Annotated in this window: 15 protein-coding genes; 3 read left to right on the forward strand and 12 right to left on the reverse strand. The window is 48.2% G+C overall.

Annotated elements, in window-relative coordinates:
* Nucleotides 1-6: 6 nt before the first annotated feature.
* Both WJM45_RS12990 and WJM45_RS12995 read right to left on the reverse strand, forming a co-directional pair.
* Nucleotides 7-4,782: a PAS domain S-box protein gene (locus tag WJM45_RS12990; RefSeq protein WP_341325526.1), complete on the reverse strand. Its 4,776-nt coding sequence runs from the start codon at nt 4,780-4,782 to the stop codon at nt 7-9.
* On the reverse strand, nt 4,779-5,894 hold the full coding sequence (locus WJM45_RS12995) for a two-component system response regulator (RefSeq protein ID WP_341325527.1): 1,116 nt from the start codon (nt 5,892-5,894) through the stop codon (nt 4,779-4,781). Before WJM45_RS12995 ends, WJM45_RS12990 begins: the two co-directional genes overlap by 4 nt.
* Nucleotides 5,895-7,243: 1,349 nt before the next feature.
* Between WJM45_RS12995 and WJM45_RS13000 the strand changes: the two genes are divergently transcribed.
* Nucleotides 7,244-8,185, forward strand: coding sequence for an NAD-dependent epimerase/dehydratase family protein (locus tag WJM45_RS13000; RefSeq protein ID WP_341325528.1), 942 nt, complete (start codon nt 7,244-7,246; stop codon nt 8,183-8,185).
* 105 nt (nt 8,186-8,290) lie between these two features.
* Nucleotides 8,291-9,514, forward strand: coding sequence for an aminotransferase class I/II-fold pyridoxal phosphate-dependent enzyme (locus WJM45_RS13005; protein WP_341325529.1), 1,224 nt, complete (start codon nt 8,291-8,293; stop codon nt 9,512-9,514).
* Between the two features lie 213 nt (nt 9,515-9,727).
* On the opposite strand, the gene WJM45_RS13010 is transcribed toward WJM45_RS13005, so the two are convergent.
* Together WJM45_RS13010 and cobO are read right to left on the reverse strand one after the other, a co-directional pair.
* On the reverse strand, nt 9,728-10,093 hold the full coding sequence (locus WJM45_RS13010; RefSeq protein WP_341325530.1) for a hypothetical protein: 366 nt from the start codon (nt 10,091-10,093) through the stop codon (nt 9,728-9,730).
* Between the two features lie 116 nt (nt 10,094-10,209).
* Entirely contained in the window at nt 10,210-10,746 is a 537-nt protein-coding gene (cobO, locus tag WJM45_RS13015; RefSeq protein ID WP_341325531.1) for a cob(I)yrinic acid a,c-diamide adenosyltransferase, read from the reverse strand.
* 202 nt (nt 10,747-10,948) lie between these two features.
* Between cobO and WJM45_RS13020 the strand changes: the two genes are divergently transcribed.
* Nucleotides 10,949-11,452 (forward strand): hydrogenase maturation protease, encoded by a 504-nt coding sequence (locus WJM45_RS13020; protein WP_341328942.1) that lies wholly within the window; start codon nt 10,949-10,951, stop codon nt 11,450-11,452.
* A 768-nt stretch (nt 11,453-12,220) separates the two neighbouring features.
* Here the strand turns inward: WJM45_RS13020 and WJM45_RS13025 are convergent.
* The 8 genes from WJM45_RS13025 to WJM45_RS13060 form a co-directional block, all read right to left on the reverse strand.
* Nucleotides 12,221-13,237, reverse strand: coding sequence for an IS110 family transposase (locus WJM45_RS13025; protein ID WP_341325532.1), 1,017 nt, complete (start codon nt 13,235-13,237; stop codon nt 12,221-12,223).
* Between the two features lie 434 nt (nt 13,238-13,671).
* On the reverse strand, nt 13,672-14,418 hold the full coding sequence (locus WJM45_RS13030) for a phosphate/phosphite/phosphonate ABC transporter substrate-binding protein (protein ID WP_341325533.1): 747 nt from the start codon (nt 14,416-14,418) through the stop codon (nt 13,672-13,674).
* The gene (locus WJM45_RS13035) at nt 14,415-14,906 is read right to left on the reverse strand and encodes a PAS domain-containing protein (protein WP_341325534.1); all 492 of its coding nucleotides are present in this window, start codon (nt 14,904-14,906) and stop codon (nt 14,415-14,417) included. Before WJM45_RS13035 ends, WJM45_RS13030 begins: the two co-directional genes overlap by 4 nt.
* A 28-nt stretch (nt 14,907-14,934) precedes the next feature.
* Nucleotides 14,935-15,297, reverse strand: coding sequence for a roadblock/LC7 domain-containing protein (locus WJM45_RS13040; protein ID WP_341325535.1), 363 nt, complete (start codon nt 15,295-15,297; stop codon nt 14,935-14,937).
* A 90-nt stretch (nt 15,298-15,387) separates the two neighbouring features.
* Entirely contained in the window at nt 15,388-16,032 is a 645-nt protein-coding gene (locus WJM45_RS13045; protein WP_341325536.1) for a hypothetical protein, read from the reverse strand.
* 1 nt (nt 16,033) lies between these two features.
* On the reverse strand, nt 16,034-16,570 hold the full coding sequence (locus WJM45_RS13050) for an ATP/GTP-binding protein (RefSeq protein WP_341325537.1): 537 nt from the start codon (nt 16,568-16,570) through the stop codon (nt 16,034-16,036).
* Entirely contained in the window at nt 16,557-17,816 is a 1,260-nt protein-coding gene (locus tag WJM45_RS13055; protein WP_341325538.1) for a hypothetical protein, read from the reverse strand. The genes WJM45_RS13050 and WJM45_RS13055 overlap by 14 nt, the downstream gene beginning before the upstream one ends.
* Entirely contained in the window at nt 17,797-18,537 is a 741-nt protein-coding gene (locus WJM45_RS13060; RefSeq protein ID WP_341325539.1) for a hypothetical protein, read from the reverse strand. The genes WJM45_RS13055 and WJM45_RS13060 overlap by 20 nt, the downstream gene beginning before the upstream one ends.
* Nucleotides 18,538-19,637 lie beyond the last annotated feature (1,100 nt).

Below are 19,637 nucleotides of genomic sequence, written 5' to 3' on the forward strand. Positions count from 1 at the left end.
ATGGCCCTAATCATCGTGCCGCTCGAGTATATCGAGCGCTTTTTCCCATTCGAATATTGAAATCAGATGCAGCAATTCGTTGCCTTGCGTTTTCCCCAAGACCCCGCGCAATAACGCCGCTTCACGTTCGGCGATATCGATGGCCTTGATATCGCCAATGCGTAGCAAGGCTTTAAGTGGTTCGATAATTAAATCGGCCCGCTCCGAGTCGATCTCGATTTCTTCGGTTTGACGAGCCTCGAGCACTACAAGCCATTGTTGCATCGCCTCCTCAAGCTGTTGCGCAAGATCCCGTGTCAAATCCGTAATGCTATCGCGTTTTGTACGCACCGCAATTTCGAGCTGTGAGGCTAGTGCCGACAACGATTGCGCGCCGATATTGCCGGCAGCACTTTTCAATGCATGGGCAAGCTGTTGAAGCCTGTCCGTATCGTTGGCTTGAAGAGCGTCGTGCAGTTTCTGACCATCGTCTCGGTGATGTTCGACAAATAATGACAATAATCGCTGCGGTAAATCGGGGTTTAGTGCCTCGCTGAGTTGAGTCTTATCGATTTGAACATGTTTCTGTCCCGACCCGCTGGGCGCGTTGTCGACTGCTTCGGCTGATAGCGGAAGCCATTTCAGCAAGGTATTGTAAAGTTGTTCCAAATCGACCGGCTTGGCGATAAAGTCATTCATGCCGACCGCTAAACAAGATTTTCGATCTTCATCGAATACATTAGCGCTCATCGCCAATATCGGCGTTTCGCGATAGTCCGGTAATTGGCGAATAACCTGAGTCGCGGCCAATCCGTCCATATTAGGCATTTGCATATCCATCAACACTAAATCGTAGTGTTGCCGTTTCGCTTTTTCGACCGCTTCGATGCCGTCTTCGGCGACATCGACCGATAGGCCGACGCTATGCAGCAGTTCGAGCGCGACTTCGCGGTTGATCGGATTGTCTTCGGCCAATAACACGCGTTGCCCCCGGCGGGTATCGCGCAATTGTTGTTCGGCGTCTATTGGTCCGGTTTGCGCTGCTGCCGGTAATGCGCCGTGACCTTTTTGCAGATTGACGGTGAACCAAAACGTGCTGCCTTGTCCCGGCTCGCTTTCGGCGCCGGCTTCGCCCCCCATTAATTCGGCAAGCCGGAGGGTAATCGACAAGCCCAATCCGGTTCCGCCGTATTGCCGCGTAATCGTTTCGTCTACTTGCGTAAACGGGCGAAATAAACGTTGCAACTGTTCCGCTTCGAGACCGATACCGCTGTCTCGCACATCGAAACGCACCCGCAAGTCGTCATCATGCACCTCGAGTAGTTTTGCCCTTATGTCGATACTACCCTGTTCGGTGAATTTAACGGCATTACTGGCTAAATTCAAGAGCGCCTGGCGCAGCCGCGTTACGTCTCCATACAGCCATTCCGGGACTGAATCATCGTCGATCGTAATGGTCAATTTTTTCATGTGTGCGGATTCGGCGATCAAAGACCGAACATGATCGAGTACCGCCGATAAATGAAAATCGACATGATTAAGCTGCATCTTACCCGCTTCGATTTTAGATAAATCCAAAATATCATTGATAATCGACAACAGATGCCGACCGGCGATTTCAATTTTATTCAGACGGTCGCTTTGCGCGGCGGTCGCGTCGATGCGCATTAAATGCGCCAAACCGAGTATCGCGTTCAACGGCGTCCTGATTTCATGGCTCATATTGACGATAAACGCGCTTTTAGCTCTATTCGCGACTTCGGCTTGCTGCCGGGCCGTTTGCAATTCCGCCGTGCGTGATTCCACCAGGGTTTCGAGATGATTGCGATAATTGTCGAGTTCGGTCGCAATTTGCTTTCTTTCGGTAATATCTTCCTTGACCGCGACATAATGCGTAATCGTCCCGTCCTGTTGACGAAGCGGTGTAATAACCGCAAATTCGATGTATTCGCTGCCGTCCTTGCGTTGGTTGTAAAACTCGCCTTTCCAGGTTTCGCCTTGCGTCAAGGTTTGCCACATTGTTTCATAATTCACTTGCGGCGTTTTACCGGAATGTAGAATTCGCGGATTTTGCAAGAGAACGTCGTCGAGCGTATAACCGGTGTTAGCGGTAAACGCCTGATTGACGTATTCGATTTGCGCGTCGGCATTGGTAATCACGATACTCTCGGGGCTTTGCTCAACCGCGAGTGCAAGTTTTTTCAACTGATCTTCGGCTTTTTTACGTTCGGTAATCATTTCGGTGTAGATAATGATCCCGCCAATCGAGCCGTCGGCGTTATACCAAGGACGGCATTCCCACTGAACCCACTCCAAGCTTCCGTCTTCGCGCAGATAGGTATCTTCATCGTTATGCGAGGCCATCCCTTGCAACGCTTTTTGATGCGCATCACGCCATTTTTGCGGCAAGTTGGGAAACACCTCATAGTGATGCTTACCGATAATATCGGAATCGGTGACACGATAATCATCGAGGTAGCGCTGACTGACATATAAATAGTTTAAATCGCCGTCGTGAATTGCAATGCCGCCTCGGCTATGTTCGATGACATAGCGCATCAGTTCATACGAATGCGTCAGTTCCATCTCCATTTGAATGCGCGCGGTGATATCCTCTAAAGCACCAAATAACACCGGCAGTCCGTCATCGGTATGTTTAGTTTCAACAAAAGCCGCCGATTGAATGTATCGTCGTTCGCCATTTCGATGTTTTATGCTCAAAACGACATGACTCGATTTGCCGGGTTCGAGCGCTGTAATAGCCCTCGAAAACAGCATTTGATCATCTGGCGTGACATAATGACGCCAACAGCCACGCGCCATCAGCGCGTCATTGTCGTCACCGAATATCGCTTCGGCGTTGCCGACAATCCAATCCAGTCGGTAATGGCCATCCCGCCCCTTTTTACAGGAGTAAACCAAATCGTTCGCAATCGTCGAAGCAATGCGAAAGCGCTCTTCTCTTTCCTGCAATTCCTCTTCGATTCGTTTGCGTTCGGTTAAATCGATGTCTATACAATAGATTTCCTTACCGACTGGACCTTCTTGCATGACGTGATTAGTAAAGACCGTGACCGAGCCGCCGTCTTTGCATCGCAATGTCAGTTCGGCAGCCGGAATGTTAGGGCCACCGGTTATCCAGTTATTGACACGAGTAATCACGTCCTCTCGCATTGCATCGGGTATAATCAAGTCTTCCAAACGGCGCCCTAACGCCTCTTCCCTTGTATAGCCATACAAAGTTTCGCTGGCTTTATTCCAAAATATCACGCGGCGCTCTTCGTCATAACCTTGCACGGCAATACTGGGCGTTTGTTCGAACAAAAATCGAAAGCGGCGTTCAATGTCGCGCAAGGCCAGTTCCGCGCGTTTTTTTTCGGAAATATCCTGAAATGCGCCTTGCACTTTAATAATTTTACCGGCATCGTCACGAACGGCTTCGCCGATCGCGCGAACCCAGACCCGTCGGCTTGTCGCCGAAACGATTTCCATTTCTTCATCATAAGCGATTCCTTGCGTGGCGCAGAGATTAAATACCTCGCGGATTTTATCGCGCCATTCCGGCGCATAAAAGCTTATGCCTTCTTCGAGTTTCGGCGAATAACCGGCCGGTTTGTCATGAATCGCCGCGACCGTATCGGACCATTTGACCCGGTTGCCGCTTAAATCGACGCTCCATCCGCCCATGCGACCTAAGCGTTCGGCGATACGTAAAAGCGATGCATACTCTTGTAAGGACTCTTTTTGTCCCAGGTAACGTTGGATAAGCAAATAATGATGAGGCAGTATCGCGGCGATCAGTGTCAGCAGTAATGTCATGCCGAGTCCGGCCAATGCGATCCATAAAGGTTGATGCGACGCGGATTCCGTAGTGCATTCAGGCGGCATTGCAGCAGTCACGGTCCAGGTGTTTCCGGCCAAGGTCAATCGGCGGCTCAGCGATCTAGCGTCCAATGCTGTGTCGCTGTTTTGTGCGAAGAGTAAATGTTCGGGTGTGGCCGTGATACCGTCATGTATTTTCAGAGACAGCGATGAACACAGATTGTATTGTGGACGCGACAGCAAAATTTGCATCATGTCGTTGATGCGCACGGCGGAGAACACCCAACCGATAAATTTACGATTGGATTCGGACAAGTCGGCATTGCCGGACGTAGCCGGATTATAAACGGGCATATACAGAATGTATCCGGGCTGTGCTTCGGCTGCGGGCTCCTGAATGAGTATCGTTTTTGCCGTCATTGCCGCACGACCACTGTCTCGGGCCCTATCCATCGCCATACGGCGTAACCTTTCCGAATAACTGTCATAACCTAGCGCTTGCCGGTTTTGTCCGTCGAACGGTTCGATATAGACGATCGGCGCATGCTTGTCATTCGGCATTTCCGGCCAAACCCGATAGTCCGGCAAGCCTTCGGCCCTTACCGCTTCGATGTGCGAATTAAGTGCATTGCGTTCGATCAACGGCGCGAAACCGAACGCGTTGACGCCGGGAAAATAGTTTTGGATGTCGAGTCCGGTAACGAATTGCTGAAACTCCTGACGGTTTACGTGTTCGCTACTCGCGAAGAACCCCACAACGCTACGCAATACTTGTTCACTGTCTTCGATTTTATCTTTGATCGCAAAGAGCAATCGGTCGAACCGACGTTCGAAGTCTTGCTGGGCGAAGTTTTCTTGATTGATCTTGACTTGTTGCCAATAGAGCCCGGTCAGCGTCACACCACTAATCGCCAATAACAACGGTAATGCAATGAAAAGCTTATAAGTTTTTCGCTGTATCGGTTTTGCCGTTTTTTTCATGTCGCTGAGTTTGCCGATAACGACGCTGCGGTATCATCGTCGAATCGTTTGGCGATCTGTTTGAATGTCGTGTAGCTGTGTTGAAATGCATCGATCATATCGGGGTCGAACTGACTGCCTCGACCGGCAACGATCAGGTCTCTCGCCTCACCGAACGGCATTGGCGGTTTATAAACGCGCTTCGTCGTCAGCGCATCGAATACGTCGGCAACGGCCATGATGCGCGCCGAAAGCGGAATCGCATCGCCGCTCAACCCATCCGGATAGCCTTTACCGTCCCAGCGTTCGTGATGCCAATGAGCAATTTCCTTGGCCAGCACCAAAAAATCGACCTTCATCGCAACATCTTGTTCGGCCAGCTCGATTGCCGCTGCACCCCGTTCGGCATGGGTTTTCATGATGACCCATTCGTCAGCGCTTAGGGGCCCCGGTTTCAATAATATTTGATCCGGAATCGCGACTTTACCGATATCGTGCAGTGGTGCCGGGCGAGTCAAGAGTTCGATGTAATGATCGTCTAAGATGGCATTGAAACGCGGATCTTGCTTTAGTTGTATCGCCAATTCGCGCACATAATGTTGTGTGCGCAGAATATGATTGCCGGTCTCGGGGTCGCGGGTTTCGGCTAAATGCGCCAATGCGCGAATACTGACCTGTTGAATCAAATCGTTTTCGAACATGCGTTTTTGGACTTCGCTCTCAAGCCATGCGTTTTGATCGATCAGACGATCGTGGGCGCTTTTTAACTCGATATGCGTTTGCACCCTAGCCAATACGACCGCCGGCATGATCGGCTTGGTAATATAATCGACCGCGCCTAATTGGAAGCCGTTGACTTGATCTTCCTGACTATCCATCGCCGTGATAAAGATAACCGGAATGTTTTGAGTCGAAGGCTCGGATTTAAGCGTTTTTAGAACGTCGTGTCCGCTTAGATCCGGCATCATGACATCGAGCAAAATCAAATCGGGAACGGGTTCGGTTCGAGCGAGTAGTAGACCGCGACTACCGGAATTGGCAACTCTCACGCTATAATCGTATTTTAGAATTTCGCTAATCAGCGCCAAATTGGAAGGCTCGTCGTCTACTATAAGAACAGTCGGTTGAGTCATGGTCTTCGAATAAAAATGCCGTGAGTTGATCTTAAAAAATCAGTTGAGTATCTATATCCCGTTCGCCCTTAGCTTAGTCGAAGGGGAACGAGTCGAATAAGGCAGATTCAACTAGGTTCTCTTGAGCGCAACCGAAGGGCTCAGCACGAAAGGATTCCAACGCTCCAACTGATTTTTTAGCTTTTGATTTCACTATTTATGCAATAAAGAATAGTATACCTTCCCATGATTGCTTAGCGTATGTTATTTCTCGATTGTCGCCGATGGACTTTCAATGTTGCTTTATAGATTAGCTTAGGATTTCGTGAAAAATAACTTCCTTGTGCTATGAGTTTTGTAGCAGGTTCGGCAACTCGCTTGACAGGCGTTCCTCGACAGGCATACCCCGCACCCTGAATGCGGCGAAATTTTTCAAACTGGGAATTGCTGCGAACTTGTAATTATTCACACCCCCCTATCGTTCCCACGCTCCGGCGTGGGAATGAAGACCGAGACGCTCTAGCGTCTCGTACCGCTGGAGCGGTACTCAGGCGTTCCCACGCAGAGCGCTCATCGTTATACATAAATTGTAGGGTACGCTGCGCGTACCAAAACCGTGCCCTGGCGGTTCGGTTGGCACATGAACATTGCGGGGTTACCATGGTACGCACAGCGTACCCTACGCGGATCGCCTAGCGCTAGGTGAGGGAAAGCCGAGTGTGTCAAGTGACAATAAATGGTGTTGAGGTCTCATTGGCTAAGCTTGCAAAAGGGTAATTTTTTTCTGGTTCCCACGGTCCTCCGTGGGAACCCATACCTTGTCAGCCGAGGCAAGATCGGTATGCATTCCCACGCTGGAGCGGTGGGAACGAGGAAAACGGTAATTTTTGACTTATGTATAACGATGAGCGCAGAGCGTGGGAACGATAATTTCCGGGGGACTAAATAGTTACGCGAACTTAGCCCAGCCTTAACATTGCGCGTCAATAGGTTATTGAATAATATGCAATAATTAATTTTATGGCACTACAAAGTTAAATTTGGCATGATTTTTAATTATTATATTTCAATAGCATAGGCGGTAGGCACTACACTTGTTAAAGCTGGGTTAGGCTAAACGAGACAATTCCAACCAATGCCGTTTATCCTGAATTCGGCAGTTTAACCATGAAGTTCATGAAGGATTCCAAGAACTTACCAAATCCTTCTCGCTAACCTTTTTGGTGAGCGAAAGTTCTATACAAACGCGTAATAAGCTATTGAATTAACTTCCTATTCTTCATGATCTTCATGGTGAAATGCTTTTTCTAGGTTTATAATTCATTCGACTTCTCGGATTTATCGCCGCTGACCGCCTTTTTTAAAAACCGATGAAAACCATCCTCGTGACCGGCGCCACCGGACAAATCGGCTCGGAATTGACGCCTGCTCTCAGACAGCGATACGGCAATGATTCCGTCATTGCCGCCGGTCACCGCAAACAACCTGATGCCGAGATATCGAACGCAGGCCCCTATTGCCGGCTGGACATTGAAGACGTCGCGGCGTTGGCTTGGATTGTCGAGGACTATCGCATCGATACGATTATTCACCTCGCCTCGCTATTGTCCGCTGTTGCCGAAACAGACCCCCAAAGGGCATGGTCGGTCAATATCGATGGCTTGTTCAATGTTTTGGAAATCGCCCGCCAACACGATTGCTCGGTGTTTTTTCCCAGTTCGATAGGCGCCTTCGGCCCGAATACACCTGCTTTCGATACGCCCCAGGAAACGATACAGCGCCCCAATACGCTGTACGGCATCGGCAAGGTAACCGGCGAATTACTGTGCGATTATTATCACAAGCGCTATAACCTTGACACTCGGGGACTTAGATTTCCGGGATTGATTTCCTACAAAACGCCGCCCGGCGGCGGCACGACCGATTACGCAGTCGAAATATTCAACGCTGCCGTTCGATGGCAACATTATACCTGCTATCTAAAACCCGATACGCAGCTGGATATGATGTACATGCCGGATGCGATCGATGCGATTTGGCAGTTAATGACAGCCGATCCCAAACGCTTGATCCACCGCAATGCCTACAATGTGACCGCGATGAGCTTCACGCCCGAACAACTGGCCTCGGAAATTCGCCGGCATATTCCTAATTTCAAAATAAGTTATAAAATCGACCCGCTTAGGCAAGCCATAGCGGACTCTTGGCCGCGCCACATGGACGATAGCGCCGCCCGGCAAGAATGGTGTTGGCAAGCGCGCTTCGACCTAGCAACGATGGTCGAAGACATGCTAGAGCACATAGCCGAATAAACCGATAATGCCCTTTCAATAAACCAACCCCCTATTCACTATTCACTATTCACTATTCACTATTCACTATTCACTACTTACTGCTAACCGCCAAAAGAGGTCATCATGACACTTGCCAAACTCGACATACAGTTAAGGGACCGACTCTCCGCGATGCAGGCCAAAGGTATCTCAAAGGGCAAGGAAAAAATCATCACCGGCTTCAAAACTACCGAAAACGGCCTCGGCCCAAGGGTATTGCTTCAGAATTACCCGGATCGGACATTTTTGAGAATGAATGCCAATGCCTACCTGGGTCTATCGAGCCATCCCGCAGTCATTGCCGCCGAATCGAAAGCCGCCGAAACCTTCGGTACGGGCCCCGGCGCGGTGAGGTTTATCAGCGGCACCTATCAGCCTCATATCGACTTGGAAAATCGCCTGGCCGAATTTCACGATCGTAACTCGGCCATGCTATTCAGCGCGGCCTATGCGGCTATGATCGGTATCTTGCCGGCGCTGATCGATGAAGAGACGCTTGTCGTCAGCGATGCACTCAATCATAACTGCATCATCAATGCGATTCGTTTGGCAAAAACGGCGCGAAAAGCGGTTTATCCGCATCTGGACCTGAGCGAACTGGAACGCATACTGATCGATAACAAAGGCCAAGCGGAACGAGTAATCATCGTCACCGACGGCGTCTTCAGTATGCGCGGCGACCATGCGCCGCTGGATAAAATAGACGCGATACGCAGAAAGCATGAAGCCGCTTACGCACAAGGGATTTTGACGGTAGTCGACGATTCGCACGGCATCGGCGCGCTCGGACCGTCCGGGCGCGGCACCGAAGAAATCACTACAAGCCGAGCGGATATCTTGATTGCAACACTCGGCAAAGCGCTCGGCGTCAATGGCGGCTATGCGGTGTCCAGCCGGACCGTAATCGACTATTTAAGGGAAACATCGGCGAGCTATATTTATTCCAATCCGATTACCCCACCGGAAGCGGCATCAGCTTTAGCCGCATTGAATATACTGGACAGCGCCGAAGGCAAGGACTTGCTTAACCATATAAAAACGCTAGCTTTAAGGCTCAGGAACGGATTGACCGATTTGGGATTCGAAACCTTACCCGGAGCACACCCGATAGTGCCGATCCTAGTTAGAAATACCGACAAAACCACGGCCTTGGTAGAACATTGCTTCAAGCACGACATTTTGGTTACCGGCTTGAATTACCCGGTTGTCGCAAAAGGAGAACAAGAAATCCGGCTACAGATTTCCGCGACCCACACAGAAAAAGACATCGATTATTTTTTGGATGTTCTAAGCCAATTTAAGCATTGACCTAGAAAAGCATTTCAAAATGAAACTCATGACGAATAAGATGTTAATTCAATGACTTATTATTTCCATGTAAATCATTTTTGCTCTGCCGCTCCTTTTTGATTGAAAAACCGTCTAAGAGAAAAAGGTATAGAATGTGTCTATCGAGGAAGTAATTTTAACTAAAGACTATCTAGGTACCTCCATGTACCCGGTCTGAACTTTTACGAGGTTCTAATTTTTTTTCTGTTTTTTGATGATGACTTTATCGTCGATGACCAAGTCGGAAATACCGCCGATCTCTATCCGCAACGTACAAGAAGCGTTTTTGAATGCATCGGTTTCACCTTGATAGTTATAAGTTACGTAAGACTCCTTGTCGCTTTTCGTCTCGGATGGAAAAAATACCTGTTCGCCGGTTTCCTTCATGATCGCGGCCGGGCATTTTTTAGATGCCATTTCCTGCATCGCGACATAAGCCCTGATCATTGCAGCCGACTCTTTGTCTTCAACGGATTCTTGTTTGCTGACACCCACGACAATAAATCCGACGACAAAAACACCGATAACCGCAATTACAATTTTAGTTGTTTCAGACATAGTACCCTCTAAGTTGTTTATTTTTATTAGTATGATGCCGAAAACATTTCAAAACATTCGGCAATACCTTATGAATTCTATGCTAATCCGCTAATATCGGCAATGATTAGAGCGGTTTAAAACTCAACTCCCTGCTCTGCCTTGATACCCTGGGTATACGCATGTTTAACCAGGGTCATATGGGTCACCGTATCGGCAACTTCAATCACCTCCGGCGCGGCATTGCGCCCGGTCAGCACTAAATGCATCCAGGACGGCTTTTCATTTTTAATGAACTCGGCGATTTCTTGTCCGGTAATCCATTGATAACCGCAGCAATAATTGATTTCATCGAGCAATACGAAATCATAGGCTTCAGACTTAATTTTTTCCTTACTGAACTCCCAAATCGAACGACTGGTTTTAATATCCTGCTCGGGATTTTTCGTATCCCAAGTAAATCCGTCGCCCAAAGCATGCCATTCGATATTGTCGAAACGCTCCGCGGCTTTGTGTTCGCCGGTTTTCCATTGGCCTTTAATATACTGAATCACGCAAACCTTCATGCCCCAGCCGGCGGCGCGAAACACCATGCCCAACGCACTCGAAGACTTGCCCTTTCCTTCGCCGGTATTGACCAACACCAAGCCACGCCGCTTATCTCTTGCTTTCATCCAATCTCCTTTACAAGTTATCAAATGTCGAGCAGAGTAACACCTTTATTCGTGAACACAAGTGTTACCGGACAATAAACACCGGCACTATGACTTGGCTTCATATACTCGTAGGTCAAAATTCGGCGCCGAATTTTGACCTACGGATATAACACAACACCACGCGGGTCGAAATAAAATTTTTTATCGATAGGATTGCATGATGAATAAAACCTTACCCATTCTGATTTTCGGCTACGGCAACCTCAGCCGGGGCGACGACGCGCTCGGCCCATTACTGATGGAAATAATTCAGGATCGAATAGAACTGGATTCCGTCGAAATTTTGAACGACTTTCAATTACAGGTCGAGCATGCTCTCGATCTTGAAAACCGGGATTTGGTGTTGTTTATCGATGCCTCGGTCGCCTGCAAAGGCGCGTTCGATTTCAGGGAGCTCGAACCCGCCCATGACAAAAGTTACACCACGCATGCGATGAGCCCTGCCGCCGTGTTGCAAGTTTATCAAACCATCAAACACCGTCCCCCTCCGCCGTGTTTCTTGTTGAGCATTCAAGGCGAACAATTCGAATTAGGCAGCGATTTAAGCCCGAAAGCACGCGCAAATTTACAACGGGCCGGCCAATATGCCGAACGATTATTAAAACAACCGAATGTCGAAATTTGGCGCGAGCTAACCGAAAAAGTATTTCACCATGCAGAATAAAAAATGAATTTATTCATCCAGCGCCGAAATTTGAAGCTGGAAAGGTATATCTTATCTGCGCTTCACGAGTGATTATTCACACCCCCTATCGTTCCCACGCTCCGGCGCTCGCCGTTATACACAAATATCGGTAAACTTGCTAAACAGAGGTCATCGTACAACTGGAAACGGTGCTGTTTGATAAATCTGCGGATATTGGATATCAGTGGCTCCGAGATCGCGATCTGGAGATCGCTCCCACAGAGCATCCAGCCCCTTGTGGGAGCGACACCTTCGTCGTCCCTCACCTAACGCTAGGTGAGGGAAAGTCAGTTACGTTATGAAACAATAAAGGGTATCGAGGTCACATTTGCCAAGATGGCAGACGGTATATCTACGACTTATGTATACTCATATATGGACTCCTCGTTTATTGCAAGCCAAGTTTTCAAAAAATGATGTCAAAACAGAGATCAAGATTGCAGCCATATATCCGGTCTCTCAACAGAGGCTTTATTGCCTCAGGACTCCTGATGAATCTATCCGCGCGCCTATTCCTCAACCATCGTAACGGTTTCTTAAGAACCTATGAGTATATCGGGTTGTAAAAGCACCGGTCTGACCTGTTGTTGTCATCAATGATTGTCTACTTGCCTCCGCAATCTTGTGTACTCGGTTAAATCAATCGCACTCATCAGGGTTATCCACGCTTTGTCCACGGGCGGAGAGCTCTCTTCTCTAGCTCGGAGCCGGTGGGCAAAGGGTGGATAACCCGGCCCGAAGCCCGCGTTAGGCAGGCGCCCCTTGATAAGCTTCATTTTTCGTGGTCATCGCCCACAGTATCCGGGCGTTTTTGTTGGCCAGGGCAACCGCGGCCTTGTTAAAGCCGCGTCGCTCGACCAGCGACTGCAGCCACTGGCTGAGTTGATCTGTTTTGCCAGCACAGTTTTTGACCACCGCGCGTGCACCATGAATTAAGTTGGTTCGGATATAACGATTACCCCGTTTACTGATCCCCAGATAGCGGGGTTTATCGCCGCTGCTATGCTGCCCGGGAACCAGGCCCAGACTCGCCGCATAATCTCGGCTACTGGTATAGCCTTTGCCGTCCCCGATATCAGATGCCACAATCGTGGCGGTGATCGGACCCACCCCGGGAACATCCAGCATACGTCGGCTTAATGCATCGGCTTGACTGAGCCTGCCAAGCCGTTTGTCTTGCTCCTTAATCGCCTTATCCAATTCTCTTAACCGTTCGGCTTGCTCCGCAATCAGCTCTCGACACAGCGCTGTTAGTCCGTTCTCGGCATCTTCTAAAATATCAGGCAATTGTTTTCTGACTTGATCGACCCCTTTGTGAATGGCAATGCCGCGCTCCAGCAAGGCTCCACGAATCTGATTCACTACAGCAGTTCGTCGTTTGACCAGATCCTGGCGTAGATTATGAAGCAGTTGCATATCTTGCTGTACCTCGGTTTTGATCGACACCACCCGCTTATTGGGCCGGCCGACCGCATCAAAAATCGCTTGGGCATCGTTAAAATCATTCTTGTTGCCGACCAAGAAGCTCTTGACAAACTTCGCGTTCAATAACATCACTTCATGGCCCAGTTTAGTTAATTCTCTAGCCCAATAATGGCTACTGCCGCACGCCTCGATACCAATCGTGCTGACCGGATAATTGGCGAAGAAGGTCAAGACTTGCGCCCGTTTGAGTTTTTTCTTGATGACTTTATTATCCGCATTCAACGTATACAGATGAAAAATGTTCTTTGCGATATCTAAACCAATTACGCTAGTATTCATCTCGGACTCCTCTTGTTTTGTTTTTTACTAAGGTGCTATTTGACACCAACAGAGTGAGAGGAGTCCATATCATCATCGTAGATGAAAATTCGGCCTCGGGGTGCCCGTCAAAGGACGCCGTAAACCCAGCACCTAAATCCAGCACCTAAATTCCATAGCCGATTGGCTATGTTTAATATCATGACTAATTTAGGTGCTGGATGAATTCCATAGCCTATTGGCCATGATTGATTACATAGATAATTTAGGTGCTTGGTAAATACGTCCATGTAGGCTCTATGCCAGCTCCATGCTGGCAAAGCCTTTACCGAGCACCCCGAGGCCTCCTCCGGCACTGCCGAAATTTGAAGTGCGAAAGGTATATAACGATGAGCGCAGAGCGTGGGAACGATAATTTCCGGGGGACTGAATAGTTACCTTCACGAAGTTTCAGATTAAACATTCAATGTATCCATCAAATCGATCATGAATTCCATTTCTTCCTCATCGACTTTTTCCCACCCTTTAAACCCCAGGCTTTCCAATACGCCAGCCCCTTTTGTTTCCTCGGCCATTTTTAATAAACACTTTTCGAGTAATTCTTTTTTGTCTTTGAGTTTTGGACCTATCATCAAGGAATGATGAATCACGCCGATTTGGCTTCGCACTAGAATTCGCAAACGTTTTTTGATCATTTCGGATAAATCGTCGTAGGCTTCGGCCAAGAAAATTCCGACATCGGCATCGCCTTGCAATAAATGTTTCGCAACTAAAATATAGGTATCGCAAGGTACGCCTTGTATGTTGCCGACATCCAGATCGCCCGGTTCGAGCATGATCATGCCCATTAGGCGAACATCCGGATCGTCGGTATAGGAGACTCTTGTACCGGGCTTTAAATCGGTCACACATTGAATCGCGCTGTCGGCATTGACGGCAATGATCGCTTCATCGGATTCGCCTTGCGGTTTCACTAAAGGCACAAATCCTTTTTCTCGTACCAGCATGGCTGCATCGAATGGATTGGCGTAAATCAAATCGATTTGATCATGCGCAATCGCCTCTCGCTGCAATTGAAAATCGTCGTACATTTCCAGATGTATCGGCAAATCGGTTTGCCTTTGCAACCATGTGTTAAAGATATACCAACCGGATAGATGATCCGGCGTAAAATCCGGACTGACAGTGAATTTGAAAGTCATGCGCGCTCCTGTTGTATCATGGCCGAATAGAGTTTAATGCTTTCTTCCACTTTGGTTCGAGAAGGTTTTCTTCTGACCGAGGTATAACCGACGACTTTGCCTTGCCGAACATTCGGGATCACGGTGGCCTTCACCCAATAATAGCCGCCGTCTTTACGCAGATTCTTGACAAAACCCTGCCATTTTTCGCCGCGATTGACGGTATCCCAAAGATCCTTGAAGGCCGCCGCCGGCATGTCGGGATGCCTCAGGATGGAATGCGGCGCGCCAATTAATTCTGCCTCGGTATAGCCCGACATATCGACGAACGATTGATTGACATGCGTGATTACACCTTCCGGGTCGGTTGTCGAAACGATTAACTTGCCATCCGGATAAGGTATTTCCGATTCGGTATATAACACTCTGCGACGAATACCGCCGTAAAGCTCAAGCATCGTTTCCTGGTATTCGCCCTTGATAAACTCGGGTTGCATATCGTGTATCATATCGGTCACCTAATCGTTGCTTGGCGGTCTAAAGCATTTCGGAGATATGTTGAGCGGCTCGTTTGACGTCAAGGAAAATCAAACCTAGCTTGGCATTGGGTTTTGCCAGTACGGTCAACACAGCCTCTTCGCCCGCATAAGTCATCAACACATAGCCTCTGTCGCCCTTGATCAATACTTGCTCGAGAGTGCCCCGCCCCAGTTCTTGGGCTGTTCTGTCGCCTAATGAAAGCATTGCCGCACTCATTGCGCCGACCCGGTCTTCATCCATTCCGACCGGCAATACACAAGCCATCATCAAACCATCGGTAGATATTACACCGGATGCTTCGATATCGGCTGATGTTCCATTTAACTCAGTTAACACGGAAGTCAACATATCTGCTCGCATAGCAGTCTCCTTAGATAATCATAAAATCGATTGATAATTTCATCCTCCAACGATGCTTTTTGTCGCTAACGCGGGGATCGAGTAGTCGCTTTATTTTCGGTTAGCAGCATAACGACTGAATAAGACCCAAACCAGCTCGACGAATTCGGACCGATTAAAATGAGGCACGCCGCTGATTGCAACGATAAAACGGGTTTCGCCTATAAATAAGGGCCAAAAGCCGACCTGGCTATTCCCTGCGGCATCGACAACGGCCCACGCATGACTATTCAAGCCCATGTTATTGAATAGCAATCCGGAGCGCCGCTCATGTATCGAGGCAATTTCAGCACCAAGCGCCGACAATTCTTCGGCCGTTTCATGCGCGAAACCATGACAAATCAAGTAAAAGCCTTGATTATCGGCCAATAACACCTTGCCGCTTTCAGTGAGACTCCCCAGCATGTTCGGCAAAATTTGTTCGAATGCGCCGGTCGGAGCCTCAATGGCTTGTTCGAGTCCTTGCACCAATCCAAGCTTCTGGCAATGATGCAATCGTTCGAAACAGATTTTCGGCTCGTCGTTTTCCATTAACGTAAGCAAGCTGTCTTCTGTCAGTGCTGGGGTTCTTTGTTGCCGAAATAAACTTCTTAAAAATTGCCGGGTTTTGTCTTGCTCCCGCGAAGCAACCGCATAATAAGCGCCCGCCGGTGTCGGCAACAAAAACAGACCTTCCGACAGTTTATAATCGGCCATGTCAAGCCTCCAAGCCGGGATCCAACGAATACAGCAGTGCCTGTATCAATAATGAAACATCGTTCTTTACTCGGGCGTCGACAGTAAAAACCGGAATATTCTTGTCCATTTCTTTAAGTTTTTTATGATAATCATTGATTACCGGGCGGCTACTTAAATCCATTTGTGTCACACCAATCGCGACTTGCGTTTTCTTGATAAAGTCGGAGAACGCCTCCAAAAAAAACCTCATATCCTGAAAAGGATCGGTGCGCGTATTATCCAATAGCAATATCAAGCCGATACCGCCCGATGTCAAAATATCCCACATAAAATCAAAACGCTCTTGCCCCGGCGTGCCATATAGATGTAATTTTTCTCCGCCGGCCAAATTCATTACGCCATAATCCATCGCGACAGTTGTCGCTGCTTTTCGGCTTTTGGTCATATCGCTGGCTGCTGCGTCGGTTTTAACCGGTGCAATATCGCTAATCGATTGGATCGCAGTGGTTTTTCCCGCACCGACCGGGCCGGTAAAAATAATTTTATATTGGCTCATTACTGTCTAGTCCATTGGGCTTGTTGACTCTAAGTTTATCGATGATTCGGCTCAGCAAGCTCTTGTTGCGACTGGGCCTAAGCTCGGGCGGCTCAATCACGCTATCGGCATTCCTGTCGCTTTGTTTGAGCAGTCCTAAAGCACTTGCCGCGCTAATGAAGACAAAGACATATTCGGGTTTTATATGTAGTAACCCGGCAATTTTTATCGGAGCGACCGGTTTATCGATCAACAATGCGGCAATTCGAAGTGCATGGGGCGTCAGAACTAAGCGGGTTAAATTGGGCCATTGTTTTAAATACACCGGGCGTTCGATATCGATATGTCTTGGGTATCGGCCTTTGGAGGTCCAGCAGGCAAGTTTCCATACAATCGCTTCCATACTTTGAAACTTATCCAAGGCACCGTTAAGGATTAACTTCGGGTCCGGCCAACTGATCGACATCTTTTTGGAGCTATTTTTGTTGATCGCCAAACCGGAAAAAGCGCGTAATTGCTTATCGTCGGCATCCAACCATATTTCATTGCTACGAGGCAGGATCAACATTTGCTTCCAGCCGGTATGCAGTTGCAACACCTGGTCCCTATCCTTAGCTACTTTGATAGCCGATTGCACGAAGCCTTGAAAATATTCTTTCGGATTATAAGCGGCGCGCTTCAGTTGCTCGGTATTATCGATATCCAATGGCTCAAGCCCGGTCAATAATAATGAAAACCCTTTATCACTTAATTGCATCGCGGTTTGATGCTTAGCCGATTTATTACGCTCGCTTGCATCGACATCAAGCCGTTTCATAGCCGGCTCCGATACCTGTTGTTTAGTGATAGAGGATGAAGGAGAGTTCGTCGATGGCTCTTTCTCTTTAGGAAGAGCGGATTTAGCCGAAGCAATTGAGCGATTTTGTTGTGATTGCCGAAGCTGAGTTCCAATCCTATCGAGCGCGTCCAACATCGACTCGACTTGAACCGGTTTTTTAATATAGAAAACCCCTTCGCGACTGATTTCTTGTAATGACAAAACGATCAGAGGACGAGGCAAAGTCTCGCTAAACCGTTTATCCAATAATGACCGACCTTCTCGCAAATCCGCATCGATGATTTCCAAGTCCGCCTCAAGAAAATCGACGATCGTGACGCCGGCAGCCTTACACGGACCTTGGAGATATAAAGTGAGCGTTTTTCGAGTGCGTTCATCCATCCCGGAAAGCACGACTTTTAACGTTTCTTTAGTTGATTTCTTTAGCATCGCTGAGCTCATTAAAATAATCATTCAATGCTATCCATGCGGCGGGCATATTGGTATTTTGTTGACGCAACGCGGCAAAAGCACGCGCAAACCGGGAATGATCATGGGTAGAGCGGTATAATTCCAATAAGGCATCTTGTAAATCAATACGCTCGGGTTGTTCCGTCATCGCTTGTTCCAATATAGCCATCGCCTCGCTTAATTGACTATATTCGACTGCGTCTTGGGCCAACTGTAGAGGATCTCGAGCGCCGCTATCCGATGAACTCATTTTTTCTATCACTTGCGTGCAGCCCAGCGTTCCTTCAGTTAAAAGACTAAAACGATTGCTCGGCAGTTTTGCAACGAATTCATAATCTTCGTTGATCGCAGCCATGAGAATATCTCTTTGAGACGAAGTCAATTTCGACCGCGAACCGAGAATCATTCGCCGAGCGATGGCCCTTCCCCGACTATCCAATACAATCAAAAAATCGACTAACGCCGCAAACAAAGCTTCCTGCCAATCCTTGCGATAGCAAAGATAAATACGCCGAATATGATTGCTGAGGTTTTGAGGTTTCCGAACTATTTCATGGGATAGAAATATAGCCAATGCGTCTATGTCTTGTGCGACATAGTCGAATAAACGTTCCGGCACCCCCAAAAAAATACGGAACCGGCTGTTCTCAGTTGTGGTTAAGCTTGATTCATGCTCAAAAAGAATGGGGCGATTCATCATGATCGTATCTTGAAATTAACAATTTCCACAAAATAATAGTGAAAATTAAACTTGATTTCTGAAATCACGATCACATTTGTAGTAATTCTGCCGTAAAAGACAAGATATGACCGCACTCAGTTATCAATTAAATCTATCCTCGTTCCCACCGCTCAAGCGTGGGAATGCATACGGATCTTGTCTAGGCAGGCATGGTATAGGTTACCACGGAGGATCGCTCGCTGTTATACTTCGCACGGTCATGTTTTCGGCTTTTATGGCAATGCCATTTTGTTCGGTAGCAAGGCGCGAAAACAGGCGTTAAGCTAAGCTATGTAACTGTTTTCGCAATGCAACTACCGGACAAAAGAGCGCGCCAGAAAACTGAAAATGTGGCCGTGCGAAGTATATACACAAGTATAAAATTCCTATCGTGCAAAAAGCAGCGGCCGAGCGCGAGCTTGCCGAGTCGTTCGGAAACGCTATTGGTGTTTGAGCATTAGCGACTTCGATAGCCGCGACGTAGGCGTCGCTCCCACAAGGGGCAGGTTTCTCTGTGGGAGCGATCCCCTGATCGCGATTTCAAAGCCGGGAGCGTTAGGTAACAATATATGTTATCGAGGTCAGATTAGCTAAGGAATATGCACAAAATAACTTATTCAAGCAATAGGCTTTGTGGCGGTTTGGTGACTCGCTTGACAGGACGCCGTGAATACGTCCGTGTAGGCTTGACGGCGGCTATCCCTGCCGCCGACACCTGTCAATCGAGCCACCAAATCCCCTTCCAACCGTTGTCTAAGTTATTTCATGCTCGTTCCTAAGGTAGCAAGACGGTATCTACGACTTATTTAAAACGACGAGCGGAGCACCGTGGGAACCCGAAATATTAGGTACTCAACTACTTGATTTACTCCCTTTATACTCAAAAAATGGTTAACTTTATGAAGGTATGGGGTGTGGCTAGCGAGGATGTCGGCAGCAGGGAGCTGCCGCCAAGCCCCCATGGATGGGTTTACCCAGCACCTAAATTCCATAGTTCATTGGCTATGACTAACTACCTAGGATAATTTAGGTGCTGGGTTTACGGCGTTCCTCGATAGACACATCCCATACCTTTTATT

The sequence above is a fragment of the Methylotuvimicrobium sp. KM2 genome (assembly GCF_038051925.1).
Taxonomy (GTDB): Bacteria; Pseudomonadota; Gammaproteobacteria; order Methylococcales; family Methylomonadaceae; genus Methylotuvimicrobium.